General features: G+C 36.7%; 29 protein-coding genes and 1 other RNA gene (1 of these 30 running past the window's edge). 22 read left to right on the forward strand and 8 right to left on the reverse strand.

Annotated features, from left to right (window positions below):
* The 4 genes from IGI47_RS03200 to IGI47_RS03215 form a co-directional block, all read left to right on the forward strand.
* On the forward strand, positions 1 to 267 hold the 3' portion of the coding sequence (locus IGI47_RS03200; RefSeq protein WP_311930216.1) for a metallophosphoesterase. It extends 954 nt beyond the left edge of the window; the window shows 267 of its 1221 coding nt (coding positions 955-1221); its start codon lies off the left edge, out of view; its stop codon occupies positions 265 to 267.
* On the forward strand, positions 264 to 2978 hold the full coding sequence (locus tag IGI47_RS03205; RefSeq protein WP_438783307.1) for an ATP-binding protein: 2715 nt from the start codon (positions 264 to 266) through the stop codon (positions 2976 to 2978). Before IGI47_RS03200 ends, IGI47_RS03205 begins: the two co-directional genes overlap by 4 nt.
* Positions 2962 to 3906, forward strand: a complete 945-nt coding sequence (locus IGI47_RS03210) for a 3'-5' exoribonuclease YhaM family protein (RefSeq protein ID WP_438783308.1) — start codon at positions 2962 to 2964, stop codon at positions 3904 to 3906. The genes IGI47_RS03205 and IGI47_RS03210 overlap by 17 nt, the downstream gene beginning before the upstream one ends.
* Before the next feature lie 179 nt (positions 3907 to 4085).
* Entirely contained in the window at positions 4086 to 4310 is a 225-nt protein-coding gene (locus IGI47_RS03215; protein WP_438783309.1) for a hypothetical protein, read from the forward strand.
* A 174-nt stretch (positions 4311 to 4484) separates the two neighbouring features.
* On the opposite strand, the gene IGI47_RS03220 is transcribed toward IGI47_RS03215, so the two are convergent.
* From IGI47_RS03220 to IGI47_RS03230, 3 genes are all read right to left on the reverse strand, one after another.
* Positions 4485 to 5501: a peptidylprolyl isomerase gene (locus IGI47_RS03220; protein ID WP_311930220.1), complete on the reverse strand. Its 1017-nt coding sequence runs from the start codon at positions 5499 to 5501 to the stop codon at positions 4485 to 4487.
* Positions 5502 to 5676: 175 nt separating this feature from the next.
* Positions 5677 to 6015 carry a YtxH domain-containing protein gene (locus IGI47_RS03225; protein WP_311930221.1) on the reverse strand — a complete coding sequence of 113 codons (339 nt, stop codon included), beginning with the start codon at positions 6013 to 6015 and terminating at the stop codon, positions 5677 to 5679.
* Positions 6008 to 6442, reverse strand: a complete 435-nt coding sequence (locus IGI47_RS03230) for an HIT family protein (RefSeq protein WP_311930222.1) — start codon at positions 6440 to 6442, stop codon at positions 6008 to 6010. Before IGI47_RS03230 ends, IGI47_RS03225 begins: the two co-directional genes overlap by 8 nt.
* 136 nt (positions 6443 to 6578) lie before the next feature.
* Between IGI47_RS03230 and IGI47_RS03235 the strand changes: the two genes are divergently transcribed.
* The 4 genes from IGI47_RS03235 (at position 6579) to trmB (ending at position 10441) form a co-directional block, all read left to right on the forward strand.
* On the forward strand, positions 6579 to 7316 hold the full coding sequence (locus IGI47_RS03235) for an ABC transporter ATP-binding protein (protein WP_311930223.1): 738 nt from the start codon (positions 6579 to 6581) through the stop codon (positions 7314 to 7316).
* Complete coding sequence (locus tag IGI47_RS03240) at positions 7309 to 8517, forward strand: ABC transporter permease (protein ID WP_438783310.1); 1209 nt, start codon at positions 7309 to 7311, stop codon at positions 8515 to 8517. The genes IGI47_RS03235 and IGI47_RS03240 overlap by 8 nt, the downstream gene beginning before the upstream one ends.
* Positions 8518 to 8870: 353 nt before the next feature.
* Entirely contained in the window at positions 8871 to 9653 is a 783-nt protein-coding gene (locus IGI47_RS03245) for a phosphotransferase family protein (protein WP_311930225.1), read from the forward strand.
* 137 nt (positions 9654 to 9790) lie between these two features.
* Entirely contained in the window at positions 9791 to 10441 is a 651-nt protein-coding gene (gene trmB / locus IGI47_RS03250) for a tRNA (guanosine(46)-N7)-methyltransferase TrmB (RefSeq protein WP_438783311.1), read from the forward strand.
* A gap of 399 nt (positions 10442 to 10840) precedes the next feature.
* Here the strand turns inward: trmB and ade are convergent, their stop codons facing one another.
* On the reverse strand, positions 10841 to 12580 hold the full coding sequence (gene ade / locus IGI47_RS03255) for an adenine deaminase (RefSeq protein WP_438783313.1): 1740 nt from the start codon (positions 12578 to 12580) through the stop codon (positions 10841 to 10843).
* 130 nt (positions 12581 to 12710) lie between these two features.
* On the opposite strand from ade, the gene comGA reads away from it, so the two are divergent.
* From comGA to IGI47_RS03300, 9 genes are all read left to right on the forward strand, one after another.
* On the forward strand, positions 12711 to 13640 hold the full coding sequence (gene comGA, locus IGI47_RS03260; protein ID WP_438783314.1) for a competence type IV pilus ATPase ComGA: 930 nt from the start codon (positions 12711 to 12713) through the stop codon (positions 13638 to 13640).
* The gene (gene comGB, locus IGI47_RS03265) at positions 13597 to 14646 is read left to right on the forward strand and encodes a competence type IV pilus assembly protein ComGB (RefSeq protein ID WP_438783315.1); all 1050 of its coding nucleotides are present in this window, start codon (positions 13597 to 13599) and stop codon (positions 14644 to 14646) included. Before comGA ends, comGB begins: the two co-directional genes overlap by 44 nt.
* The gene (gene comGC / locus IGI47_RS03270) at positions 14643 to 14939 is read left to right on the forward strand and encodes a competence type IV pilus major pilin ComGC (protein ID WP_438783316.1); all 297 of its coding nucleotides are present in this window, start codon (positions 14643 to 14645) and stop codon (positions 14937 to 14939) included. Before comGB ends, comGC begins: the two co-directional genes overlap by 4 nt.
* Positions 14914 to 15375 (forward strand): competence type IV pilus minor pilin ComGD, encoded by a 462-nt coding sequence (comGD, locus tag IGI47_RS03275; RefSeq protein WP_438783317.1) that lies wholly within the window; start codon positions 14914 to 14916, stop codon positions 15373 to 15375. Before comGC ends, comGD begins: the two co-directional genes overlap by 26 nt.
* 28 nt (positions 15376 to 15403) lie before the next feature.
* Positions 15404 to 15670, forward strand: coding sequence for a hypothetical protein (locus IGI47_RS03280; RefSeq protein ID WP_192918935.1), 267 nt, complete (start codon positions 15404 to 15406; stop codon positions 15668 to 15670).
* Positions 15651 to 16088, forward strand: coding sequence for a competence type IV pilus minor pilin ComGF (gene comGF, locus IGI47_RS03285; RefSeq protein ID WP_311930229.1), 438 nt, complete (start codon positions 15651 to 15653; stop codon positions 16086 to 16088). Before IGI47_RS03280 ends, comGF begins: the two co-directional genes overlap by 20 nt.
* Positions 16048 to 16410 (forward strand): competence type IV pilus minor pilin ComGG, encoded by a 363-nt coding sequence (comGG, locus tag IGI47_RS03290; RefSeq protein WP_438783318.1) that lies wholly within the window; start codon positions 16048 to 16050, stop codon positions 16408 to 16410. The genes comGF and comGG overlap by 41 nt, the downstream gene beginning before the upstream one ends.
* 165 nt (positions 16411 to 16575) lie before the next feature.
* Positions 16576 to 17583, forward strand: a complete 1008-nt coding sequence (locus IGI47_RS03295) for a class I SAM-dependent methyltransferase (protein ID WP_438783320.1) — start codon at positions 16576 to 16578, stop codon at positions 17581 to 17583.
* Between the two features lie 24 nt (positions 17584 to 17607).
* On the forward strand, positions 17608 to 18792 hold the full coding sequence (locus IGI47_RS03300; protein ID WP_438783321.1) for an acetate/propionate family kinase: 1185 nt from the start codon (positions 17608 to 17610) through the stop codon (positions 18790 to 18792).
* 349 nt (positions 18793 to 19141) lie between these two features.
* Here IGI47_RS03300 and IGI47_RS03305 read toward each other — a convergent pair whose 3' ends face one another.
* From IGI47_RS03305 to IGI47_RS03320, 4 genes are all read right to left on the reverse strand, one after another.
* Positions 19142 to 19615, reverse strand: coding sequence for a universal stress protein (locus IGI47_RS03305; protein ID WP_311930233.1), 474 nt, complete (start codon positions 19613 to 19615; stop codon positions 19142 to 19144).
* A 68-nt stretch (positions 19616 to 19683) separates the two neighbouring features.
* Complete coding sequence (locus IGI47_RS03310) at positions 19684 to 19971, reverse strand: hypothetical protein (RefSeq protein WP_438783322.1); 288 nt, start codon at positions 19969 to 19971, stop codon at positions 19684 to 19686.
* A 107-nt stretch (positions 19972 to 20078) separates the two neighbouring features.
* A non-coding RNA gene (gene ssrS, locus IGI47_RS03315) (6S RNA) lies at positions 20079 to 20273 on the reverse strand.
* A gap of 66 nt (positions 20274 to 20339) precedes the next feature.
* Positions 20340 to 21629, reverse strand: a complete 1290-nt coding sequence (locus tag IGI47_RS03320) for a replication-associated recombination protein A (protein WP_438783323.1) — start codon at positions 21627 to 21629, stop codon at positions 20340 to 20342.
* Between the two features lie 318 nt (positions 21630 to 21947).
* On the opposite strand from IGI47_RS03320, the gene IGI47_RS03325 reads away from it, so the two are divergent.
* The 5 genes from IGI47_RS03325 (at position 21948) to IGI47_RS03345 (ending at position 25477) form a co-directional block, all read left to right on the forward strand.
* Complete coding sequence (locus IGI47_RS03325; RefSeq protein WP_438783324.1) at positions 21948 to 22457, forward strand: DinB family protein; 510 nt, start codon at positions 21948 to 21950, stop codon at positions 22455 to 22457.
* Positions 22458 to 22638: 181 nt separating this feature from the next.
* Positions 22639 to 23274, forward strand: a complete 636-nt coding sequence (locus IGI47_RS03330; RefSeq protein WP_438783325.1) for a DNA-3-methyladenine glycosylase — start codon at positions 22639 to 22641, stop codon at positions 23272 to 23274.
* 1 nt (position 23275) lies between these two features.
* Positions 23276 to 23764, forward strand: coding sequence for a DUF3013 family protein (locus IGI47_RS03335; RefSeq protein WP_438783326.1), 489 nt, complete (start codon positions 23276 to 23278; stop codon positions 23762 to 23764).
* Between the two features lie 12 nt (positions 23765 to 23776).
* Complete coding sequence (gene prmA / locus IGI47_RS03340) at positions 23777 to 24724, forward strand: 50S ribosomal protein L11 methyltransferase (RefSeq protein ID WP_438783327.1); 948 nt, start codon at positions 23777 to 23779, stop codon at positions 24722 to 24724.
* Positions 24725 to 25477 (forward strand): 16S rRNA (uracil(1498)-N(3))-methyltransferase, encoded by a 753-nt coding sequence (locus tag IGI47_RS03345; RefSeq protein ID WP_438783328.1) that lies wholly within the window; start codon positions 24725 to 24727, stop codon positions 25475 to 25477.
* Positions 25478 to 25499: the final 22 nt, after the last annotated feature.

Genomic DNA, 25499 nt, shown 5'->3' on the forward strand with positions numbered 1-25499 from the left:
CTGATAAATATCTATGTATGGCGTATTACTATTGTGAATGAAGAATTGCCGAATCGAGTTTCTTTATCGGTGTCAGAAGATTTATTGGAACAACTATTTGAGACATATCATTCACCTGAGATTTTTCAACAAATCTTAAATGAAATGTACAGTCATTCAGAAGCTCTTCGATTAATCCATGATATACCAAACTATCAGGAGCAAACATTAAATAGAGCAAAAGAATTACTCGATCGAGATTTTGTGTTCGAGGAGGATAAAGAATGAGAATCTTAAGAATAGAAATTGCTGCTTTTGGCAAGTGGCGACAAAAAAGCTTTGACTTTACTTCTGGGAATCAGTTGATTTATGGGGAGAATGAGGCTGGTAAATCAACAATCTATCAATTTATTCAAGCTATTTTATTTGGCTTTCCTTCAAAGGGAAAGAAGAAAAAGGATTACACTCCTAAAGATGGCTCCGCTTATGGAGGAAAGCTTTGGCTTGAACATCCTGTTTATGGAGAGATCATGGTTGAGCGCTACAAGCAACAAAACCGAGGCAAAGCTAAGGTACGTTTTAATGAGCAGGTAGGCAGTGATGAATTATTACAAAAACTGATCACGCCTTTAACAAAGGAACTCTTTCAACAGGTTTTTACTTTCCAACAAGAACAGTTGACCGAGCTGGAATACCTGAGAGAAAAGGAATTACATGATGCTTTGATTTCTTTAGGTATTACTGGTAGCTCGCAAGTTTTCCAAAAAAGACAGGATTATTTTCAAGAAGCCCAGCAGCTATTTAAAAAGAAGGGGCAAAAATTGCTCATTAATCAGAAATTGAATGAATGGAAGTTGTTACAAGAAAAAGTTCAACAAAAACAAAATCAAGAAGCTTATTTCAGTCAGTTAGTGCAACAAGAACAAAATTATAGTCAAGAACAAACAGTATTACAAGAAAAACTTCAAAAAATAAATGAAAAAATCAGTCAGATCAAACAGCAAGAACTTAATTATCCTTTATATGAAGAATGGCAAACTTTAAAAAGCAAGTCATTATCAGAAGTTCCAGAAGAAAAATTATTGATAGACCTCGAGGATTTTTCTAAACGGTATCAACAGATGACGGAGCGCCTAGATGAATTAGAAACGACTCTCGAAAAACATAGTGGCATGGATCAGCAATCTGCTCGCTATTATTTTTATTTAGAAAATGAAGAAACATTAAAAGAAATACTAAAGCAGCAAAATCAAGTGGAACAATCTCTCAAAGAGTGGGAAAGACTTCAAATAGAAGAAAGAGAGACAGAATCTGAACTGAAAATTTTAGAGCAACGTTGGCATTGGTTGAGGCAGCAAGGACCAAAAGAATTCTTGTATACTGAAGAATGGCAGCAACTGTTAACGGAGCACCGATCATTAAGTGAAAAAATGAATCAATTGTCTATCCGCTCTGAGATCGTAGAAGAACAGCAACTAGCACTTGAAACGGAAATAAATAAAATAGAAGAAGAGCATCCAGAATTGATAAATAGCCAACCGGTAAGTAGTCAGTCGAAGATGAACCTACAGTTAATTGTCATTTCGGCGATATTTATAATGATTGCGTTTTTTATTCCCATGCCTTGGAAGCTCATACCGTTCTTATTTGTAGTAGGGAACGTGGCTTATTATTTGTACAAACAAAGAGAAACAGGACAAAAGAGCAATCTAGCTGAAGTTAAAGGAATGTGGCAAGAAAAACTGGGGCAATTAGACAGTGTACTTGCTCAAATAGAAGAACTTAACCAGAAGAATAAAAAATACTTCACTGAACAGCAAGTATTCGAAAAAAAAATAGGAGAGTTTTCTTCTAGGAATCACTTGGCACAGATGAATACATTTGAAGTGATGAGAACTTATGGGCAGGAAGTATCCGATTACCGAAGGTTACTGGAGCTATTTGAACAAAAACAGGTACGTGTAAAGGAAATCAAACAAAAGCTATTGCTAGTCGAAAGTAAATTGGAGATCGTGAAGGAATGGCTACCAATACATGATCGGCAGTTGACTGAAAAAATGGGATTACTTGCTCAGTTTGTCGAAGCGATGGAACAGTTGAAATTTGCGAGAAGTTATCAACAAAATACATTATTGAAGCAAGAAATCAATCAGCTAAAAAAGAAACAGAAAATATTGTTGGCTGAGTATAACGGACAATTACAAAAAGCTGGACTTATGTATCCATCAGAAGTACCTGTGTATCTGCAAAAGGCAAAACAAACAAAAACTCATCTTAAGCGATTGACTGAATTAACGGAAATGCTAACGTCGCTTTTTCCAAAGAGCAAGACAAGAGAACAATTGAGCCAAGAATTGCATACGTATCAGCAAGAACAGTACCGCTACCAATTAGAGGAAAAAGAAATCATCGAAAAACGCCAACGCTTGAAAATACAGGTAGAGGAACTTCAAAGAGATGGGACGTTAGACGAGTTATACCAAGAAGCTAGTTTAATAAAATCACAATTGGAACAGTTATTCGAAGAGTGGGGCGGCTTAGCGATTGCAGCGACATTTTTAGGTGATCTTTCAACCGAAATGAGTGAACGGCAACTCCCTCAACTATTAAAAATTGCAGGTGATTATTTAGGGATATTGACTAAAGACCATTATTACGAAATTTTATTACAAAATGACACATTGACATTAACAGATGGTAGTACGGAGTATCCAATTTATGAGCTATCAACGGGCACGAAAGATCAGCTGATCATGGCTATGCGATTTGCTTATCTATCATTAGAAGCTAAGCGTTCTATTTGTCCGATCATCATAGATGATGGTTGGTTGCATTACGATCATCAGCGGAAGTACCAATTGGCAAAACTTTTAGCCGAATTTGGGGAAAAGTATCAGGTAATTTGTTTTTCTTCTGACCAAGAAATGGTAAGCTATTACCAAGAGCTAAAACAAGCTGTAAATATACTAGAAGGAGCAAATAATGAAAAAAATTCGTGAATTAGTTATTGATGAACAGTTTGAACTGTTTGTTCTAATAAAAAATGCTGATGTTAGAATCGCAAAAAACGGGAAAAAATTTATCGCATTTACTTTTCAAGATACATCGGGAACAATTGACGGAAAATATTGGGATGCCTCTGAAGATGAAATAAAGAAATTTACTGCTGGGACAGTGGTGTTCCTTAATGGTAAAAGAGAAGTTTATCAAGGAAACCCTCAGGTGAAAATTTTACACATACGTTTAACGAAAATCGATGAACCAAGTGAACCAAGTCTTTATATGGAACGAGCACCAATGAAAAAAGAAGCAATGGAAGAAGAAATCAATCAATTATTGTTTGAAATCACAAATGCTCACTGGAATCGAATTGTTCGTCATTTACTCAACAAGTACCAAAAACAATTTTTTGAGTTTCCGGCAGCTAAACGAAACCACCATGCATTCGCTAGTGGGCTAGCTTATCATACACTGACCATGCTTCACTTAGGCAAATCCATTGCAGATGAGTATCCGGAATTGAATCGGGCACTATTATATGCAGGAATCATTTTGCATGATCTTGGAAAAGTTATTGAACTATCAGGGCCAATGAGTACAGAATATACGTTGGCTGGTAACCTTGTAGGCCATTTGGTATTAGTGGACGAGGAAATTACAAAGGCCTGTGTGGCATTGAAAATCAATGAGGCGGATGAAGATATTTTAGTTTTGCGACATATGGTGTTGGCTCATCATGGGTTATTAGAATATGGATCGCCAGTAAGGCCTCGGATAATGGAGGCAGAAGTTCTACATCAAATTGATAACATCGATGCTTCAATGCAAATGATGCTGACTTCTATACGACAAACAGAGCCAGGTAAATACACAGATCGTATTTTTGGGATGGACAATCGTAGTTTTTATGTACCTAAAGATATATAAATAGAAAGTACGTAGTCAACTTTGCAGGAATAAAGAGGCCACCAAGAGTTAGATTTTTGATTTAACTCTTGGTGGTCCTTTTAGCATGATATGTACTTTTATTTCGTCTTAAACATTTTTTTATTGTAAAACAAATATGTGTATGATTATACTTATTTAGAGAATCATTCAGTTGGGGCGTGGGACGATTGGAACAAGTTATTCAAAGTTTTGATGATCGGAAAAAGCTATTGTTGATTTGGTTACTAGGATTATTGTTTGCCCTTTGTCTGCTATACATGGCGTATAAAATCAGAAATCATTCAAAAATCGGACTGATTGCATTGACAACGATAGGGATATTTCTAGGAATCGTAATGACTTTTTCACTCATTATTACTGTAATGTTAGGAATCAATTGGTAAAAAGAGGTCGAGACAAAAATCGTTTAGGTTTGAGAAATTGGAGAAAAAAACGAACAATACGTTTTTTGTATTGTTCGTTTTTTTGAAATTTCCAAAAAGCTTGACTTTTGAACGCCGTTTACTCGAGAGTTTGTAGCAAACCTGATGTTTAGATTTGTTCCACATTCCCTTTGTTTATTTGCTTGATGATTCTGTAGTGCTTTCTTCAGTATCTGAAGCTTTTGTTGATTCAGTTTCTTTTGTTTCAGAAGATTTAGTTGATTCTTTTTCTGAATCGGAAGTGCTCTTGCTACCTGACTCTGTAGTAAATGCACTTAGGACATTTTTGAAGGAATCATCTTTCACTTTAACATTCGCTGCTTTTAATTCTTCTGAAATGACTTTTGTTTGGAAATCTTGGTCATTCAGTTTTGTATCAGTAGCGATTTGTTTTACTTCATCTTTGTACTTGTCCATATCATTGCCTTTATTTTGGTTTTTCACCATTTTTACTACATAGTAATCAGTTGAGTAAGTACTTGCATTTGTAGCAGTGATGACATCAGATACTTCGCCATCTTTCAGTTTAAATGCAGCTTCTTGTACTTCTGTAGGAACAGTCTTGCTTTGAGAATCAAACTTGACTTTTCCACCGTCTTCTTTTGTTGTTGTGTCAGTTGATTTTTCTTTTGCTAATTTTGTAAAATCATCACCATTGTCAGCTGATTTTTTCACATCTTTCGCATCATCTTCACTACCTAATTTAATGATTTGAGCTTCTACTTCTGGATGGAAAGATTTCCATGCAGTTTTCAAATCTTCGTCAGTCAGCTTGATGTGATCCTTGATTCCAGCTTGTAAGACTAGATTATTTTTGATTGTTTGTTTGTAGCTGTCTTTTGTATAGCCAGCTGCTTCCAATTGAGATTCGAATGTATCGCCGTAGCTTTTTGCTTGTTTGTCATACTCGGCATTGACTTTTTTATCAGATACTTTATCTTCATATTTGTTATTGAAAACCTTATAAATGATCATATTTTGAACTAACTGTTGATTGGCAGAAGAAGTTTTTGCCTCATCATAAAAATCTGAAACAGTGATGGTTCCACCTTTCATTGTTGCAATATCTTTATCTGTACTACCTGAACAAGCTGCTAGTGCCAACACAGCCAACGCACTAGTTGCTGCTAAAATTATTTTATTTTTTTTCATTCAATTCTGCTCTCCTGTAATTTATTATTATTTTTACATATACAACTATACCACATAAAATTCTCAATAAAACCGTTCTTACGATAGTTTCAAATAAAATTCAAATTTTCATCACATTCACCATTTAAATTTTAAAAAATGATAAAATATGTCCCTTGATTATTAAAAAAATGTATTATTGTAAGTCGTTCGGAAGTTCTTGAGACAATTTTTCTACCTGTTCTTGGATTTGAGCAATCCTTGGTTCTGCTTGGAATTTAAAATTTTCAATATCCTTTTTCATAGCATTTTGGAAAGCAGGAATAACAGAATTTGCGGTTTCTTTTGTTTCTACTAAGGCATGCTTAAAATGATTAAGACTGTTATTTAATTCGTTCGTCAAAGCAGTTGCTTCGTCGACTTCAGTGATTAGTTTTTTTCTGGTCTCATTTCCACTTCTCGGTGCGAATAGTAGACCCGATGTTGCACCAACTGCTGCGCCAAAGACAAGACCTTTGAGAAAATTTTTAATCATGGGTATTCACCTGCTCTTGGATGGCATTTTGGATACTAGCCAAGGTCTCAGCTGTATAATCTTTTTGATGATTGCCAAAATGAATAGAGAAGTCATCCTTTTTGCTATATCTAGGTACCAAGTGGATATGTGAATGAAAGACAGACTGATAAGCAAGTTCTCGATTATTGTTTAAGATATTTAGACCTTCCATTTCTGGGAAAGCTTTTTCGATTGCGCGGGCAATTTTAGGGATTCGTGAAAAAACATTTGCTGCTAATTCTTCATCATAGTCAAAAATATCTGAAACATGTTTCTTGGGAACAATAAGAGTATGACCTTTTGTTGTTTGAGAAATGTCTAAAAAGGCATATACTTTTTCATCTTCATAGACTTTATAGCTAGGAATTTCTTGATTGATAATTTTGCAAAAGATACAGTTTTCCATTTGAAACATCCTTTCCATTAAAAATAATTCTTTAGTTTAACTTTACCATAAGTTCAAAGGAATGTATGAAAAAAAATAAATTGACTCAATTTTCTTCGTGGTATAATAAAAGCAGTATACTTACGGAGGAAAATTTATGAGTTTAATATTAGAAAATGTCACGGGGGGCTACGGTCATCTACCCGTTTTAAAAGATATCAGTTTCAGGGTGAATCCAGGTGAGATGGTGGGAATGATCGGGTTGAATGGTGCTGGGAAAAGTACAACGATCAAACACATTATCGGGCTTTTGGAGCAAAAAAAAGGAACGATCTCAATCAACGATCTTACTTTGAAGAAAAATACGGAAGCTTATCGAAAACAAATCGGTTATATTCCCGAAACACCTTCTCTCTATGAAGAACTCACTTTAAGAGAGCATATTGAAATTACTGCGATGGCATATGGTATTCCACTTGAAACTGCGATGAGAAGAGCGAAAAAATTATTGCGTACCTTCCGCTTAGAGAATCGCTTAGAATGGTTTCCAGCTAACTTTTCAAAAGGAATGAAGCAAAAGGTAATGATTTTATGTGCTTTTTTAATTGAGCCTTCCTTATATATCATTGATGAACCTTTTTTAGGGTTAGACCCTTTGGCAATCAATGCGTTACTGGAATTGATGGTGGAAATGAAAAATGAAGGATCGGGCATCTTGATGTCCACACACATTTTAGCAACAGCAGAAAAATATTGTGATCGCTTTGTAGTGTTACATAATGGAGAGATACGTGCGGATGGAACGTTGAACGATCTGCAAGAGAAATTTAAACTACCTGGTTCTTCGTTAGATGAAATCTATCTTTCTTTAACAAAGGAGCAGCAAGATGAATAATTTTTTTCAATTACGATTAGCGAAGCATCAAAAGAAAATGATGAAATATATGCGGTATGTCCTAAATGATCACTTTGTACTGATCTGTTTATTTCTAATCGGTGGGGTAGGTTTCTATTATTCTAATTGGCTAAAAACGCTAACTACCCCTTTTCAATTAGGCGGAGTGATCCTTTCTGTATTTTGGCTTCTTTGCCTATATTTTGGAAAGTTTGCTTCTTTTACTCGTGCGGCTGATATTGTTTTTCTATTACCTAAAGAAGAAGAAATGCGTGGCTATTTACAGCAAGCCTTTTGCTATTCATGTATTTTTCCGTTCATCTTTTTAGGCTTGATTTGTGGTTTTTCTATGCCTTTACTCGTTGTTTCTACGGGGCGACCTTTTACAGTCTTCTTTTTTTATTTGATCATGCTTTGGTGTATGAAAAGTAGTCAGTTACAAATTAAAAGAGCAGAAGTGTTTCGGATCGACAACCGCCAGTTACTTGTGTGGAAAGGTGCATGGGCTGTGTCTAGCTTACTCATGCTCTTTTTCTCTTTGTACTGGATTTGGATAGGATTTGTAGGTGCAATCGCTCAAGCTGTTATCTATGGCTGGTTCTTATGGAAAAAAATGGATCGCCGTTTGGATTGGGAAAAAATGGTGCAGATCGAAGAACATCGTTTACATCAAATTTATCAATTCATCAATCTTTTTACGGATGTTCCAGAAATCACTTCCAAAGTTAAAAGAAGAAAGTACTTCGATTCTTTGTTAGAAAGAATCAGTAAAACACCAGCGAACACATATTATTACCTTTATATGAGAAGATTTGTTAGAGGAACTGATTTTAGTGGGCTTGTTTTTCGATTGACATTGATCGGTGGTATTCTGATAGCCAGTATGTCTGACATTTATTTTATCAGTGGTATCGGAGCATTATTCATTTACCTGATTGGATTTCAGCTTCTTCCTTTATACAATCAATTTCGCTATATGACACTCATTAAACTATACCCAATCCAAGAAGAGCAGAAGAAACGAGCGATTCAAAAATTATTATTAGGTGTACTTCTTGCAGTAGCAATTCTTTTTGGGGTGCTGGCTGCCATCGTCCTAAGTGGAGTGGAAAAGTTGATCCCTCTGATCATTTATCTAATGGCTGCGGGACTGTTTGTTGGGCTATATGCTCCCGCTAGACTCAAAAAAATGGATGACTGAAGAGATACAAGAATAAAAAACGGAAAAAAAGAGGATGAAAGAGAGCGTGGACAAAAGTAATAAATACTTTTGTCTCGTTCTTTAAAAAAGAATAAACGGTGGGAGCAGAAGCAATTCCTGCTTAAATAAGCCGAACTTCACAAAAATTTGAAAAGTAATTTTCGTGAAGTTCTTCTTATTTCTCAGAGTTAAACACTTCTGTCCCAACCTCTTTTCGTTCTCTTTTTTTGATAAAAGATGGTTTTTTGAAGCTAAATGATGGAAAAAGAACGTATATGTGCTTGACGTTCGCGGCTTAGGCGACTAGAATAATAAGTACTGCAAAACATAGAGTTAAGAGGACGGGAGAATGCATGATGGAGTTTCAGTTAGACCAAGAATGGCGTTTACGCCCCATCAAAGGTGATACGGGAAAAACATACATAGGCATGCGTGATGAAGACAGGGTCTTTATTAAACGAAACACGACTCCAATGCTTGCTGCACTATCCCGAGAAGGAATCACGCCAAAGCTAGTATGGACAAAACGTACTGGGAATGGGGATACTTTAACAGCACAAGAATGGTTAGAAGGACGTTTATTGACACCCAATGAAATCGGGCAAAGAAATGACGTCATTGATGTATTGTATCATTTACATCACTCAACATCATTGAAGACAATGCTGACACGTATTGGCGGTAAAGTAATGACTCCAGAAAAAATGTTGAAGCACTATGAATTAGATTTACCTGAGATGCTTAAAAACAATCAATTCTTACAAATTGTTCATCAGTTTTTACGTCAACAGCTTCCACATACGGATAAAGAAGATTTTGCAGTGGTTCATGGAGATGTGAATCATCGTAACTGGTTAGTATGTAAAAATTATTTATATCTAGTTGACTGGGATTCAATCATGTTTGCGGATCCTGCGGTCGATCTCGCCACGATTTTAGGGAATTATGTACCGTTGTCTAATTGGAATCAGTGGCTTATCAGTTATGGTATCAGACCGACAGATGAAATACTTGAGAAATTGCATTGGTATGCTGCAATGAATCTGCTTCAAGAGATCACTAGATATTGTAAACGTGATGATCATCGGAGAATGAACGAAGAAATTCTACAGCTGAAGCGGGTATTCAGCGGTTGATAAAAGTCGTAAATACCGATGCATCACCAGAAAAAAACAAAAATAAAACATGTGTATTTTTAATTTGAGATCAGAAGAGTTTAACTTCACTTTATCTGATCTTTATTTTTTTAACTAAGAAAGGAATGGAAAGTTTCATGCGCGTACGAAATCGCCCAGGAGCTGCAGAAATGTTAGCAGCACACCCAGATCTTGTCATCAGTGAGCCTACCAAATGGAAAGGGAAATGGCACGAACTATTTGGAAATGATCAACCAATCCATATCGAGATTGGTATGGGAAAAGGACAATTCATCACAGGAATGGCAAAAGCACACCCAGAAATCAATTATATCGGGGTGGAGATGCAAGTGAGCGTTGTGTCGATCGCTTTAGACAAGCTTCTTGAAGAACCATTACCTAATTTGAAACTATTGCATGTCGATGGCTCAGCACTGACAGAGTATTTTTCAGATAGTGAAGTAGACCAAATCTACTTGAATTTCTCTGATCCATGGCCTAAAAAAAGACATGAAAAGCGTCGCTTGACCTACAAAACTTTTTTAGCTGTGGATGAACAGATTTTACGTCCTGAAGGGGAGATCCACTTTAAAACAGACAATCAAGGGTTATTTGAATATTCACTAGCAAGTTTTTCTCAATATGGAATGGTCATCAAGCAAGTATGGCTTGATCTGCACCAAAGTGATTTTGAAGGAAACATCATGACTGAATATGAAGAAAAATTTTCTTCAAGAGGACAAAGGATTTATCGAGTTGAATCACAATTTATAGATAAAACAAAATAAGTTGAAGTATCGTTTATCATGATTTAGCGGTACGGAAAAATATAAAGAGGTCAAGACAAAAGTCGTTTAGGTTTGAGAAATTGGAAAGAAAAGAGGTTGGGACAGAAGTGTTTAACTCCGAGAAATAAGAAGAACTTCACGAAAATTGCTTTTCAAATTTTGTGAAGTTCGGCTTATTTAAGCAGGAATTGCTTCTGCTCCCACCGTTTATTCGTTTTTAAAGAATGGGACAAAAGTGTTTCTTACTTTTGTTCCACGTTCTTTTTTTTTTTGAAATTTCCGAAAAAACTGATTTTTGGACGCCGTTTATTCGAGAATCTGTAGCAAACCTGATTTTTAGATTTGTCCTACATTCTTTGTATTTTCAATTTTTATTTATTAAGTACCTAGAAAAGTAGATTATCCTTTTTCGATCGAAGGTTCGATCAAATTGAATTTAGAAAAGGAGAACAACCCTTTATCAGTGATTTTTAACTCAGGAATGACAGACAAAGTTAAAAAAGAAAGAGTCAAAAAGGGATCGAAGGCTTGACTTGCTCCTAGTTTATAGGCTTCTTTGGTTAGAGAAACCAACTGCGTGTTCACCTCTAAAAAAGGATCTTGGGACATTAGGCCACCAATTGGTAATGGGAGGCAAGCTAATTCTTTTTCAGCTTTGACAGCAATCATTCCTCCACCTTTTTTGATCAACTGGTTTGCCGCATAGAGCATATCCTCATCGTTCGTTCCTACAACAACGACATTGTGGGAGTCATGAGCGACTGTCGTTGCAAGCGCACCGTCTTTCAATTGGAATCCTTTGACGATACCGACACCGATATTTCCTGTTTGATGGTGGCGTTCAATAACTGCGATCTTTAACCAATCATTTTCGATCGAAGGTTCAAAGAATCCGTCTTTTACAGAAACCATTTCTATCAAATCATTCGTCAATAAGCTGTTGGGAATGATTTCAATCACATGTGCTTGCTCTGAGTGTATCGGTAGAGCAAAAGAGGTATTAGATAAGGGTTTTACATTCATTGCGGGTAAGTTATCTGTAAATGGATTTAATTGTGTGGGAAATCTATCTTGGATTATCTCGCTTTGTTTCACTACTAAATTTCCTTGGGTGAAGACATCAACGATCGGTAAAGTAGTTAAATCATCGGTTAAGAAGAAATCAGCTTGATATCCAGGAGCAATCGCCCCTAAATGGTCAAGTCCAAAGCATTCTGCTGCATTTAAAGTAGCCATCTGGATAGCCTGTAGTGGGTCCATTCCCAATTGGATCACCTGCCGAATAATATGATCGATTAATCCTTCAGAAACGAGATCGTCAATCAATTTATCGTCAGTGACAAATAAGCAGCGACGTGAATTTTCGGGAGTGATTGCTGGATATAATGCGTGAAGATCTTTTGCAACGGTTCCTTCACGAATCATCAAATACATGCCTAATGCCAGACGTTCTCTGGCTTCTTCAGCAGTTGTTGCCTCATGGTCTGTACGGATACCAGCTGTCAAGTAAACATTTAGATCGTCTCCGTGGATACCAGCAGCATGACCATCGATTTTTTTATTTTTATTCTTCATTAATCGTAATTTATCGATAATTGTTGCCTCGTTCGTTGCGACTGCTTGATAATTCATGACTTCTGCAAGACCGAGGACTTCCGGCCGTTCCAGGAATGGGATAAATGAAGCAGCATCGAGAGTCGCCCCATTTGTTTCAAATGGTGTGACTGGGACGCAAGAAGGCAACATGACAAATATATTCATCGGAATACTTCTAGCATCATCGATCATAAAATCAAGACCTGTACTTCCAGCAACATTTCCAATTTCATGAGGATCAGTAACCACGGAAGTAACCCCGTGGATCAGTGAAACTTTCGCGAATTCTTTTGGTGATAATAAGGAACTTTCAATGTGTACATGGCCGTCGATTAGACCTGGTACCAGATATTTATTTTTCGCATCATAAATTTGTTTTCCCTCGTAGTCTCCTACTCCAACAATCACCCCATCACAGATAGCAACATCAGCCTCCATGACTTCTTTTGTAAAAACATTGATAATTTTTGCGTTTTTGATGACTAGATCTGCGAGTTGTTTTTTTCCAGCAATTAAAATATGTTTTTCGAGTAATGAATCCACTTTAGACCCTCCAAAATAAATTTTTACTAGTATAACATAAATTCGGATTTTGCCAATGATTTTTAAAAGAATAATTCAGAATACAAATAAAAGTTGGAAAAAGACGTATGTTTTTTATGGAGGGAAGCGAATGGACATAAAAGTTTTTTCGAATGAACTAATCAAAGAAAGTTTTGAAAAGAATGTACAAGATATCTATATTTTACCAAGTGGATCAGGGTTTACTATTTATTATCGATATAGTAAAAAGCGAACATTTCAACAAGAAGTATCTTTTGAATTAGGACAACAATTGATTTCTCGATTTAAGTATTTAGGAGAAATGGATATTGGTGAAAAGCGAAAATCACAACTAGGTTCGTTGACTTATCCGTTGGAAGAAAGACAAATTAGATTACGTTTGTCTTCGGTGGGTGATTATTTACAAAGAGAAAGCTTGGTTATTCGTTTATTGTACGATTTGTCAGCAAAGCATTTTCGTTGTTTTTGCCCACGTGATTTCAAAATGATCGATACTTATACGAAAGAAAGAGGTCTCTATTTATTCAGTGGTCCTGTTGGTTCAGGAAAAACATCCTTGATGTATTATTTAGCACGTGAAACGACCCTCCAAGTAATTACAATTGAGGACCCAGTAGAAATCGAAGAACCATTATTTCTGCAATTACAAGTTAATAATAAAATCGACCAAACGTATGAACAACTCCTGAAACTTTCATTGCGGCACCGGCCGGACTTATTGATCATAGGGGAGATAAGGGATAAACAAACAGCGGATACTGCGGTGAGAGCAGCATTGACTGGACATCTTGTCTATGCTACTGTACACGCCCGTTGTCTAGAGGGAGTAGAAGCTAGGATGACTGAATTGATGGGAAAAAACCAAGATTTATTTGAATGTTTAGCAGGGGTGATCTACCAAGAAATTTTGTTGGATCAATTTCAATCGGCAGCAGTTTTGTGGGCCTATGATTTCTCATATAGTGGATTTGTAAAGAAGGGGTGGGAAGAAAGTCGTGAAGAGGCAAAAAAAGCGTGTTGGCAGACCACAACGTTTTAAAAAAATGCCTATCAAAGAACAAGCAAAATATATTCAATTGATGGGAGAATTACTCTTGAATGGATTCAGTATCCAAGAGGCAATAACGATCCTCTTAAAAATCCAAGCAATAACCAAGATCCATTTACAAAATGCACAGCGGTTGCTACAGGAAGGACATCCATTTTATGATGTATTGCAACAAATGGGATTCAGCTCTGAAAAATTAGTGCAAGTCGAGTTAGCAGAGACGCATGGGAATTTAATTGAAACATTGAAAGGAATAGCTGAACAATTTCGATTGGTTGAAGAATTTCGTAAAGAATTGAAAAAAATGATCAGTTATCCCTGTCTATTATTGTTTTTTTTGCTGGGAATACTTGCTGCTTTACAGCAAATGGTTTTGCCACAACTCCTTGCTACGGATATGGTCGCAGCTTCTCATTGGGGGATAGTATTTCTAAAAACTTTCCATTGGTATTTGCTTGGAGTATTTTTGGTCGGGGGACTTCTACTGATTTTTATTCAGGTTCGATTGACTAAAATGGATGTTATACAAAAATATACTTGGTTTAGTCAACTAGTATTTTTCGGGCGAATGTTCTCACTCTATCAATCTTCTTATATTGCTCTTGAATTAGGAAAATTATTCTATGAAGGATTAGAATTACGTCAAATCATTTATTGCTTGAAGGAAACAAGACAAGGAAGTTTGATCCAATTACTGGCTTTTCGACTAACTAAAGGACTTGAATCAGGGATTCCTTTGGCTGAACAATTTCAAAGTTATACATTCTTTACCGAAGATTTTAGTCAAATTATTTTACAAGGTGAAGCAAAGGGACAACTTGGAAAGGAGTTATTATTTTATAGCTCATTGACCAGACGGCATTTTTTTCAAAAGATCAATCGAATACTCCATTGGATACAACCACTGTTTTTTTTCGGGATCGCTGGTTTGATCCTACTGATTTATGCTGCAATTCTACTGCCTGTATATGGAAACATCGAGGAGGTTTTATTATGAGCATGACCAAGAAAAAAAGACTTTTTTTTAATCGGGAACTTGCCAGTTTCACACTGATAGAAATGCTTATTGTATTACTGGTGATCAGTGCTTTAGTTTTGTTATTTATTCCTAATATTTCGCGGTATCGGGATCATGTAAATAAAGAAGGAAGGGCGGCTGTGCTTCAATTGATCGATGCACAAAAGGAGCTATACTCGTTACAAAATAACGGAAAGGTCCCTACGATAGCTGAGTTATTGAAAGAAGGGTACATCAAACAAGAACATGCAGATGCTTATAATAAAAAGTAAGCATGACCCGCCTGGGCATACATTACTAGAAACTCTACTTGTTCTATTCATTATATCAACTCTGTTTATCTTTCCATTCATTTCTATTTCATCGTGGCAAACACGATTAGCTGCCTATCAGTTCTTTGATCAATTTGAAAGAAGAATTTATGCCACACAAAAAGCAGCAATCGTTAACCAGGAAAACACAACGATCGCCTATGATAACAAACAAGCTCAGATTATTTTTACAGTTCCACAACAAATGAGCAGGTGGTCAATGTTGAAGATACCCAAAGAAATTGAAGTGAGAAGGGCCCCAACACTTATATTTGCTGCAAAAACTGGAAACGAAAGTTCCTTAAATGCGTATCAGTTTTACTGGAAGAAAGAAAAACAGTTGATCAGCTATCAATTCCAAATAGGAAGTGGTCATTATCTTAAAAAAGTCGAATAAAAGTGGTTTTGTATTATTAGAAACGCTGATGGCGTTAACAGTCACAGTTGCCTGTATCTATTTGGTAAGTTCAAGTAATCGATTTTTATTACAGTTAGACAAGCAAAACAATCGAAGAGTTTTGCTAGTACGTAGATTATATGAAGATGTCAAAACATTTCGGAAACATCAACAGTTACCTAGTAGGACAATCGTTGAGCCGAAAAGTAAAACAGTGATTGAGTCAAACCAAAATGGGATACAACAAGTGAAAATCACGCAGGAGGAGGATACCATTGAGATCCTCCAAAAATAAACCTACCTTTACACTGATCGAATGTCTGGTTTCATTAGTTGTTTTAAGCAGTATCTTCCTATCGCTGATTTTGTTGATCAATCAAGCAAATCAAGTAAATAAGTATTTACAAAGAAAAGACCAAAAAGAATGGTTGATTTTTTTAGTGCAGTTTGAAGAAGAAATAAAACATGGTGAAAATATCCTAGTCAAAGAGGATCGTGTCTATTATGAAATCTCCGATAAAGCTTATTATATCGAGCAATACAAAAATATGATACGCAAACGAGGTCGAAATGGAGGCCATCAACCCATGCTGACAGCTGTTAATACATGGATCGTAAAAGAAAATGAGACAACAGTGACTTTTTTAATATCTTTTGAAAATGGGGAGGAGTATGAAGGCGTTTGGACAAAAAGTAAAAATGGAACGGCATAATCAATCGCATAGCTTGATAACCACACTTTTGATTTTCTTAGTGTGTAGTTCCTTGATGTTAGTTATTTTAGAAAATTATCGGCTCACTATCGATATCAATCAGCGAACTGAGAAATATTATATAGCCAAAATAATGAAACAATTAGCATTATCAAGAATCACCAATGAAAAAGTAAAGGGAAAATATCAATATTCTACTGGTATCGTTTTTTACACTCAACAAAATAACGAAGTAGAGTTCCACATTGAAGTTCTACCATATACTTTCAAATTTACGGAAAAGTTAAATAATGGTACAGATTGTGATACAGTTTGTGACTAAATGTATGAAAACGCCCTCTTTTCTGTTACAGCGCTGTTTTTCTGATATATGTGTTTATTATTTCACAAATAAAAAAGTGTGAAAACGATTGAAATTTTGTCGATTCTTCGTTAAAATTAAACAGGTAAAATAATTGTTATAATATATCTAGAAATGAGGTGCACCATGTTACCAGAAAAAATGGAACAGGGTTTTGAACAAAACCTAAAAGCGATTCAGCTTTTACAAAATGCATTGGGAACTTCCTTTTTAGAAGCCTATGTCGAAAATGCTGAGAACTTAATCGATAACTATCAAGTACGTGTGGTGGATGGGGTGCCGACTGAAGAGATCACAAAACAGATTTCAGCGATCTATGAAGAGTTCAGTCAATTATCTTTTGAGCCAGAAGAATGGCGTCGTCTGTCTCAACTACTGTTACTAAAGGGGGCACAGACTGAACATCTGCAAGCAAACCACCAGTTAACTCCAGATAGTATTGGTTTTTTATTCGTCTTCTTAATTGAGCAACTGTTCACAAAAAAGACAGAGCCAGTCAGAGTTTTAGACATTGCGGCAGGAATGGGTAACTTGTTATTAACAGTTCTTTTAAATCTAACGAACGCAGGATATCAAACGGAAGGGGTTGGTGTAGAGATCGATGATACATTGCTAGCAGTTGCTGCTTCAACGAGCGATTTGATCCAAGCAAATGTACAATATTTCCACCAAGATGGATTACAAGATTTACTGGTTGATCCAGTTGACGTTGCAATCAGTGATTTACCGATCGGTTATTATCCGAATGATCAAAAAGCAAAAGAATTTTTAACAAGCGCCAAGGTAGGCCACAGCTATGCACATCATCTGTTATTAGAACAAGCGATGAAATATGTCAAACCAGATGGATTTGGTCTATTTTTGATGCCAAGTAACTTTTTAGAAACAGAACAAAGTGAAAATGTGAAGAAATGGTTTAAAGAGGAAGGTTATCTACAGGGGATGATTCAATTACCAGACGAATTGTTCCGAAACAAGCAATCACAAAAAAGTATTTTGATTTTACAAAGAAAAGGGCCAAATGCAAAACAAGCACAAGAAGTGTTGCTTGTAAAACTTGATTCACTAAAGAAACCAGAGAAGGTGACCGAATTTTTTAAAGAATTTGAAACATGGAAATCGTCTTCTCTGTAATCATTCAACTAGAAGGAGAGTAATATGTCTAAAACAATTGCAATCAATGCTGGAAGTTCAAGTTTGAAATGGCAGTTATATCAAATGCCAGAAGAGACCGTAGTCGCTAAAGGAATTGTGGAAAGAATTGGATTACAAGATTCTATTTTTACTATTAAGTATGGCGAAGATCAAAAATTCGAACAAATCATGGATATTGAAGACCATGAAATAGCAGTAAAAATGCTATTAGATCATTTGATTGAACTGCATATTCTAAGCTCGTATGATGAAATCACTGGTGTAGGACATCGTGTCGTACATGGTGGTGAAACTTATGGAGATTCTGTGATCGTTGATGAAGATGTCATGAAACGAATCGAAGTATTAGCAGAATTTGCACCTTTGCATAACCCAGCAAATCTAATGGGGATCAAAGCGTTCAAAAAAATATTACCAGACATTCTTAGCGTAGCTGTTTTTGATACATCATTTCATGCAACAATGCCAAAACACAATTATTTATATAGTTTACCTGTTTCTTATTACGAAGATTACAAAGTTAGAAAATATGGTTTCCATGGAACGAGCCATCGATATGTCTCTGAACGAGCAGCTAAATTACTCGATAAACCGATTGAAGAGTTGAAATTGATTACTTGTCACCTTGGAAATGGTGTGTCGATCACAGCCGTTGATGGTGGAAAATCAGTAGATACTTCGATGGGCTTTACGCCACTTGCAGGAGTAACGATGGGCACACGTTCTGGAGACATTGATCCAGCTGTTTTACCATATTTGATGGATAAATTAGAGATCGGTATCGACGAAATGGTTGATATCTTGAATAAAAAATCCGGTCTTTTAGGTTTAACGGGCTTATCAAGTGACATGCGTGATCTTGAGAAAAACTATGAAAAAGAACATATACACTTGGCCTATGACGTTTTCGTTGACCGTATACGTAAATACATTGGTGGGTATGTTACAACCATGAATGGTGTAGATGCAATTGTTTTTACTGCTGGAATCGGTGAAAACGACGGACATGTTCGTAGTGAAATCATTAAAGGAATGACATGGTTTGGCTGTGAAATCGATCCTGAATTGAATAAACTTCGTGGAGAAGATTTAGATATCTCGACAAAAGACTCAAAAGTAAAAGTATTAGTGATTCCAACAGATGAAGAACTAATGATCGCTCGTGATGTTGAGCGCTTGCGTAAATAAGCTTGATCTTAAAATCGAAAACTCATGAAGTATACCTTTGAGGAATGAACAAATGAAGTTGTGATAGAAGTTACTTCTAGAACGCTAATTATTTAAAAAGGGATATGACAACTCTTGTCATATCCCTTTTGACGCTCATTTATTCTATAAAAAGATATAAGCGCAAAGATAAAAACGTCGCTAATACAACGCAGTATCACAGTTTGTTTGCTTATTTCGCTAAAATTCTATTTTAGTGGAGGAGATTTTATGTAAGTTGTTGTGTTCAGATGTGCTCATCAATGAGTGAACTTAAAATACAAAAAACTGTTTGATGGGAGAATAATTCTCTCACCAAACAGTTTTATGCTTATTTATCCTTTTTCTTGGGTAATTGGTTCTCTAAATCAGTACGTACAACAAGGACATCGCAAGCAGCATTACGAATAACATATTCTGAAACAGAACCTATAAATAGTCGTTCAACAGCGTTTAATCCTGTCGCACCTAACATGATAAGGTCTACTTGGTTATCCTCAGGAATTTCTTTTGCAATAATTTGTTTAGGAGACCCGTACTCGATGATTGTAGTCACCTTACTCAACCCAGCTTTTTTAGCATTGGTTTCATAATCAGCAAGAGTTTGTTTAGCCATTTCAGTTGCTTGCTCAGCCAACATCCCATCAAATGAAGAGACTGTTTGGAAAGAACGAGTATCGATGACGTGTGCTAATAATAGCTCCCCGTTGTTTCTTATAGCGACGTTAACAGCCTTTTGAAAAGCTAATTCTGCTTCCTCAGAGCCATCTACGGCGACCATGATTTTTTTGTATTGTTGTAACATATGCGTTCACTCCTTCAGATAAAACATCTTTACATACCTATTGTAAAACAATTCTGAAAAAAAGAGAATTATTTACTGTTTGGTTTAGCCATTTTTTTCGCAAAATTGATACTGAACACGGAAGCTACGAGAATGACGAGGATCAAATAGGATAGAGCAATAAACCGTTGATTGAAAAAAGCTACGACTATACCTAAGATTCCTAAAAAGGCATAGATGGCGCCAAAAAATTGCAAGAAAACTTGATTTTTTTCTGTTTTTTCGATTAATATAAAAAAGATAGGCTGTTTTTTTAATAAATAATAGCTGACAAATAATAATAGTAGTGTGGCAATGCCCATTAACAGTTGGATCATATGAATTCCTCCAAAATTCTAACTATCGATCAAGGTTAGATAGTTTTCAAAGATGAAAAAGGGAGCTGTACCAAAAATGGCATAGCCCCCTAGATCTTAAAAAAATGGTAATCTCCGTTAATGCCGGTGTTCGTCCTGTAGTATTGATCCCGCGAATTCAAGCAGGTGGGTCCCATGGTCGTAGCATCGAACTACCAAATGATAAGGCGTGTTACCAGCTGTGACACAAGACAGGTCCCAAGATATCAATAAAAATGTTCGGTCAACACACAAAGAGGACAATTCGAACATCACAGATTTCCCACTCCTATAGTAGCACAGGAAAATAAAAAGAGCAATGAGAGCGCTCAGAAAAATAGAATACACACTTAGTCATGTTTAGGTAGTTCTTTTTTCCAGTCTTTGATACGATAATATTGTTGTCCTAGTGCCTGTTCATACTTTCCAGTATCTTTTGGATGATAATATTGCGCATGCTTCAGTTTATCAGGTAGGTATTGTTGATTCGCCCAGGCATTTTCAAAGTTATGCGGATATTGATAGCCCACTCCTCGATTCAATGCTTTAGCGCCTTGATAATGACTATCACGTAAATGATCAGGGACTTCGCCAGCATTTCCGGCGCGGATATCAGAGATTGCTTCATCTAACGCAGTATAAGCAGAATTGGATTTAGGTGACAAACATAGATCGACAACAACATCTGCTAGTGGAATGCGTGCTTCCGGAAGTCCCAGACGTTCCGCAGCTAAAACAGCATTGACCGTTCGAGCAGCTGCTGCAGGATTCCCCAAACCGATATCTTCATAACCAATGACCATCAGACGCCGACAAATACTTGCTAGATCTCCTGCTTCGACTAAGCGGGCAAGATAGTGAAGGGCGGCATCTACATCACTTCCGCGTATAGATTTTTGGAATGCAGAAATCACATCATAATGGGCATCACCGTTCTTGTCATGGGTCAATGCTTTTTTCTGCACACATTCTTCAATGACAGGAAGAGTTAGATGGATCATCCCTGATTGATCCGGTTTAGTTGAACGTGCGGCAAGCTCTAATCCGTTCAACGCACTTCGAAGATCTCCGTTCGTGGCGCGTGATAAATGAAGCAATGCTTGACCGTCCAACTCTATGCTAAGCTGACCAAGCCCACGATCTTTATCATGCAGAGCTGTATGGATCGCTTTTTCAATATCTTGTTCATCTAGAGGTTTGACTTCAAAAATCTGGGTTCGACTACGGATAGCGGGATTGATAGTGATATATGGGTTTTCGGTTGTGGCACCGATCATTATGATCCGCCCATTTTCTAAATGAGGAAGTAAAAAATCTTGTTTTGTTTTATCTAGACGGTGGACTTCATCAAGTAAAAGGATGACTGTACCGCTCATTTTTGCTTCCTCAGCAACGATCTGCAAATCTTTTTTTGAATCTGTGGCCGCATTCAGCATTCGAAAAGCAAATTTCGTTGAGCCAGCAATCGCACTAGCAATACTAGTTTTTCCGGTTCCAGGCGGGCCATATAAAATCATGGAAGACAACATTTTTGCATCAACCATTCGGCGAATGATTTTGCCTTCACCGACTAAATGCGTTTGCCCAACAACTTCGTCAATCGTTCGAGGACGCATGCGATAGGCTAAGGGTTGTTGCATAAAAAACTCCTCCTTTTGATTTTCGTACGTTAATTATAGCATAGTAGAAAAGATACTGTGAATTAGGTAAGTTCGGATACTAAAGAGAGGATGAGGTCGAGACAAAAGTCAGTTTTTTCGAAATTTCCGAAAAAACTGACTTTTGGCCGCCGTTTACTCGAAGTTAAAGTCTGTGGCAAAACTGATTTTTAGTTTTGTCCCACTCTCATAATTGTTGGAAGGTGTGAGTGATTACATAGAAAAACAGAATCCGTTCTCTTTTATTTTCTTTGGTGTAAAATAGAATAAACAAATAAAAAATGGATCAGGAGGGAAACAATGGGGAATACACGATTTGAAATCAAACTATTGGAAAGAGCGCGTGAACGTTTTGAAGAAACATTGGATCAAATGGATTTAACCGAAGCAAATACGATGCCTAAGCCATTGATCAAATCCGTTACATGGCTGATCTGGCATACAGCTCGAGAAATCGATTATCAGATTTCAGAGCTGAACGGAAGCGAACCACTATGGATAAGCGCTGGTTGGAATAAAAAATTTTCATTGGATTTACCTGACGATACGCAAGATTGGCAGCATACTCCTGAAGAAGCTAAAAAAGTGGTCGTAAAAGAAAAACAATTGCTTATTGATTACTTAAATGACAGTATCCACTTGGCGAATGATTATTTAGAGAATGTAGATGAAGCAAGCTTTAGCGAAGTGATCGATACGAATTGGACACCTCCAGTAACAAGAGGAGATCGAATCATTTCCATCATTGATGATGCAGTGATGCATTCAGGACAAGCAGTGTATACCAGAAGATTGGTGATTGGCAAATAGTAGAGGTTTCTTTGAATAAAGGTAGATCAACGAATAAGGAGAGCGCATATTTTTATGCATCTCCTTATCTTGTTTTCCCAGATATTCTCAGTAGAAGAAAGATAGTTGATTTTACTATCCTACGCCTCTGTTTTCATAGCTTATCCGATTAAATTTGTGTATGATAAGGGAGGTGAATAGAATGATGGATAATCGGAATTTAGATGAACTTTTAGGGAGTAAGTCAACACCTGAAGTGGCAAGAGATTTACTAGGTATGTATTTAGAATATTCTACATCTAAAGGAATTGTTGGCGGATATATCGTAGATACGGAAGCTTATCTTGGACCAGATGATGAGGCTGCACACAGTTTTGGTATGCGAAGGACACCACGAGTAGCGGCAATGTATGAAAAGCCAGGAACGATTTATCTTTACACGATGCATACGCATCGCATTTTAAATATTATTACGCAACCTGAAGGAATTCCTCAAGGGGTCATGATCCGAGCAATCGAGCCTGTGACAGGTATCGAACAGATGAGTGCTAATAGAGGTGGAAAAATAGGTCCGGACATCAGTAACGGACCGGGAAAACTAGTTGCCGCATTAGGAATACCGCAAGAACTTTATGGAAAATCGATTATAGATAGTCCATTACATTTGGTTTATGAAAAAAAAAGAGAACCGAAAAAAATTAGTGCGTTGCCTAGGATTGGAATACCTAACAAGGGAGAATGGACAGCAATGCTATTACGATTTGTTGTTTCCGGGAATCCGTACATTTCGTTACAAAAAAAGAACCAGATCGATGAAAACTGGGGTTGGAGGAAGTAAAATGAAAAAAGAAAACTTACTTGATTATTTAGATCAGGTGATTGAAAAAACGATTACTGATTATGATGTAGCACTCGATTGGGATACGAAAAATCATACGATTGAGATTATTGTACGTCTATTTGCTGAGAATAAAGCACACTTTGAGATTGATGATGCAGAAGGTGTCGTATCAGAAGAAGATGTCATTGAATTTGAAGATGGTATCTTATTATTCGATCCACAAAAATCTAATTTTGATGAAGCAGACTATTTGGCAGTCATTCCTTATGAAGGGAAAAAAGGCTTGAAAAAATCTGTGGTTGATGCCTTGATCGAGTACTTAGATGAAGTATTAGCTGAAGGACAAAGCGATTTATTGGATTTTCTAGATACAGATGATAAAACTGCTGTTTTTGAATTGACATTCGATAACCAAAAATTAGCTGAACTAGTCGAAGAAAAACAACAAAATCAGTCGGATGTATATTTACCGTATCCAAGTTACTAAGGAGTGGATTTCATGAAATGGAATGAAGTAAAAGTAGAAACAGCGAGTGAAGCAGTAGAAGCAGTTGCGAACATACTAATGGAAGCAGGAGCTAGCGGTGTAGCAATTGAGGATGCACTGGACATTGAAAATTTTCAGTCAGATCAATATGGAGAAATCTTAAATAAAGAAGATTTTACTTATTTAAAGGAAGGAGCCATTGTGATGGCTTATTTTCCTGAGACGATTTTTTTACCAGAAATTGTGCCCTTTATTAAGGAACGTGTAACAAAATTACCAGAATATGGGTTGGCGATAGGTAAAAATAGCGTGACAGCTAGTGAGGTGGAAGAAAGTAATTGGGCGACTGCTTGGAAAAAATATTACCATCCCGTACGCATTACCAGAATGTTGACAATTGTTCCTAGTTGGGAAAACTATCAAACAAATGATCCATTAGAAAAAATCATCACACTAGATCCAGGTATGGCATTTGGTACAGGTACACATCCGACCACTTCTTTAACTTTGCAAGCGTTAGAGACTGTATTGCGAGGTGGGGAAACTGTCTTGGATGTGGGAACAGGTTCTGGGGTGTTAAGTATTGCTTCAAAATATTTAGGTGCAAAAGATGTCTATGCTTATGATTTAGATGGAGTAGCTGTACGCTCAGCAAAAGAAAATATGGATATGAATGAAGTGGCAAAAGATGTCCACGTAGCGGCGAATGATTTATTAAAAGGAATCGAGATCGAAAGTGATGTCATCGTGGCTAATATCTTGGCAGATATTATTTTGCTGATGATCCCTGATGCTTGGCGTTTGTTGAAACAAACAGGCTCACTTATCGTTTCAGGTATTATTGAAGATAAAAAGCAAATGGTGATTGATGCAATGGAAACACAAGGATTTGTTATCGAACAGATCTTCCAGCAAAAAGATTGGTATGCCATTATTTTAAAAAAGCCTGAGGTGGAATAAATGCAACGATATTTTTTAGAAGAAGCCTATCAACCATCTGAAAAATTTGAACTTTCGGCAGAAGCTTTTCACCATATCGTACATGTGATGCGTATGAAACCGAAAGACCGAGTCTACTTGGCTTTCAGCGACCAACAAGTGATCATTGCGGAAATCACAGAAATCACTGAGGAAAAAGTTTACTTGACTGAAATCGAAAAAGAAGAAATGGAAAAAGAATTGCCAAGTATGATCACGATTGCTAGTGGCTATCCTAAAGGTGACAAATTAGAGTGGATCGTTCAAAAAGGTACGGAGTTAGGGGCGCATGCATTTATTGGTTTTCCAGCAAAGACCTCGGTGGTTAAATGGGATGCGAAAAAAAGAAAAAAGCGGCAAGAACGTTTAATCAAGATAGCTCAAGAGGCGGCAGAACAATCACACCGCCAAATTGCACCACAAGTGGAGTTACTAGATACAGAGAAAGAATTGTTCACGCAGCTTTCTGACTATGATGTGATTTTGGTCGCATATGAAGAATCTGCAAAACAAGGCGAACTGGCGAATCTGGCGAAAGTACTCAACTCTGTGGCCGCTGACAGTCGAATTTTGGCGATTTTTGGTCCAGAGGGCGGATTGATGGCAGAAGAAATCAATCAATTTGTTGATGCAGGTGCTATTATTTGTGGTTTAGGACCACGGATTTTGCGTACAGAAACAGCACCACTTTATTTATTAAGTGCAGCAAGTTATCATTGGGAATTAAACAAGTGAAAAAAACGTGAAAAAATGTATG

Origin of the sequence: Enterococcus sp. AZ191 (assembly GCF_051713845.1) — a bacterium.
GTDB lineage: Bacteria > Bacillota > Bacilli > Lactobacillales > Enterococcaceae > Enterococcus_B > Enterococcus_B durans.

What these genes read in the sequence shown, in the direction of transcription:
- IGI47_RS03205 (WP_438783307.1), top strand. Translation starts at nt 264, where the DNA reads ATGAGAATCTTAAGAATAGAAATTGCTGCTTTTGGCAAGTGGCGACAA.
- IGI47_RS03210 (WP_438783308.1), top strand. Translation starts at nt 2,962, where the DNA reads ATGAAAAAAATTCGTGAATTAGTTATTGATGAACAGTTTGAACTGTTT.
- IGI47_RS03220 (WP_311930220.1), bottom strand. Translation starts at nt 5,501, where the DNA reads ATGAAAAAAAATAAAATAATTTTAGCAGCAACTAGTGCGTTGGCTGTG.
- IGI47_RS03225 (WP_311930221.1), bottom strand. Translation starts at nt 6,015, where the DNA reads ATGATTAAAAATTTTCTCAAAGGTCTTGTCTTTGGCGCAGCAGTTGGT.
- IGI47_RS03230 (WP_311930222.1), bottom strand. Translation starts at nt 6,442, where the DNA reads ATGGAAAACTGTATCTTTTGCAAAATTATCAATCAAGAAATTCCTAGC.
- IGI47_RS03235 (WP_311930223.1), top strand. Translation starts at nt 6,579, where the DNA reads ATGAGTTTAATATTAGAAAATGTCACGGGGGGCTACGGTCATCTACCC.
- IGI47_RS03240 (WP_438783310.1), top strand. Translation starts at nt 7,309, where the DNA reads ATGAATAATTTTTTTCAATTACGATTAGCGAAGCATCAAAAGAAAATG.
- IGI47_RS03245 (WP_311930225.1), top strand. Translation starts at nt 8,871, where the DNA reads ATGATGGAGTTTCAGTTAGACCAAGAATGGCGTTTACGCCCCATCAAA.
- trmB (WP_438783311.1), top strand. Translation starts at nt 9,791, where the DNA reads ATGCGCGTACGAAATCGCCCAGGAGCTGCAGAAATGTTAGCAGCACAC.
- comGA (WP_438783314.1), top strand. Translation starts at nt 12,711, where the DNA reads ATGGACATAAAAGTTTTTTCGAATGAACTAATCAAAGAAAGTTTTGAA.
- comGC (WP_438783316.1), top strand. Translation starts at nt 14,643, where the DNA reads ATGAGCATGACCAAGAAAAAAAGACTTTTTTTTAATCGGGAACTTGCC.
- comGD (WP_438783317.1), top strand. Translation starts at nt 14,914, where the DNA reads ATGCAGATGCTTATAATAAAAAGTAAGCATGACCCGCCTGGGCATACA.
- IGI47_RS03280 (WP_192918935.1), top strand. Translation starts at nt 15,404, where the DNA reads ATGGCGTTAACAGTCACAGTTGCCTGTATCTATTTGGTAAGTTCAAGT.
- comGG (WP_438783318.1), top strand. Translation starts at nt 16,048, where the DNA reads ATGAAGGCGTTTGGACAAAAAGTAAAAATGGAACGGCATAATCAATCG.
- IGI47_RS03295 (WP_438783320.1), top strand. Translation starts at nt 16,576, where the DNA reads ATGTTACCAGAAAAAATGGAACAGGGTTTTGAACAAAACCTAAAAGCG.
- IGI47_RS03300 (WP_438783321.1), top strand. Translation starts at nt 17,608, where the DNA reads ATGTCTAAAACAATTGCAATCAATGCTGGAAGTTCAAGTTTGAAATGG.
- IGI47_RS03305 (WP_311930233.1), bottom strand. Translation starts at nt 19,615, where the DNA reads ATGTTACAACAATACAAAAAAATCATGGTCGCCGTAGATGGCTCTGAG.
- IGI47_RS03310 (WP_438783322.1), bottom strand. Translation starts at nt 19,971, where the DNA reads ATGATCCAACTGTTAATGGGCATTGCCACACTACTATTATTATTTGTC.
- IGI47_RS03320 (WP_438783323.1), bottom strand. Translation starts at nt 21,629, where the DNA reads ATGCAACAACCCTTAGCCTATCGCATGCGTCCTCGAACGATTGACGAA.
- IGI47_RS03325 (WP_438783324.1), top strand. Translation starts at nt 21,948, where the DNA reads ATGGGGAATACACGATTTGAAATCAAACTATTGGAAAGAGCGCGTGAA.
- IGI47_RS03330 (WP_438783325.1), top strand. Translation starts at nt 22,639, where the DNA reads ATGATGGATAATCGGAATTTAGATGAACTTTTAGGGAGTAAGTCAACA.
- IGI47_RS03335 (WP_438783326.1), top strand. Translation starts at nt 23,276, where the DNA reads ATGAAAAAAGAAAACTTACTTGATTATTTAGATCAGGTGATTGAAAAA.
- prmA (WP_438783327.1), top strand. Translation starts at nt 23,777, where the DNA reads ATGAAATGGAATGAAGTAAAAGTAGAAACAGCGAGTGAAGCAGTAGAA.
- IGI47_RS03345 (WP_438783328.1), top strand. Translation starts at nt 24,725, where the DNA reads ATGCAACGATATTTTTTAGAAGAAGCCTATCAACCATCTGAAAAATTT.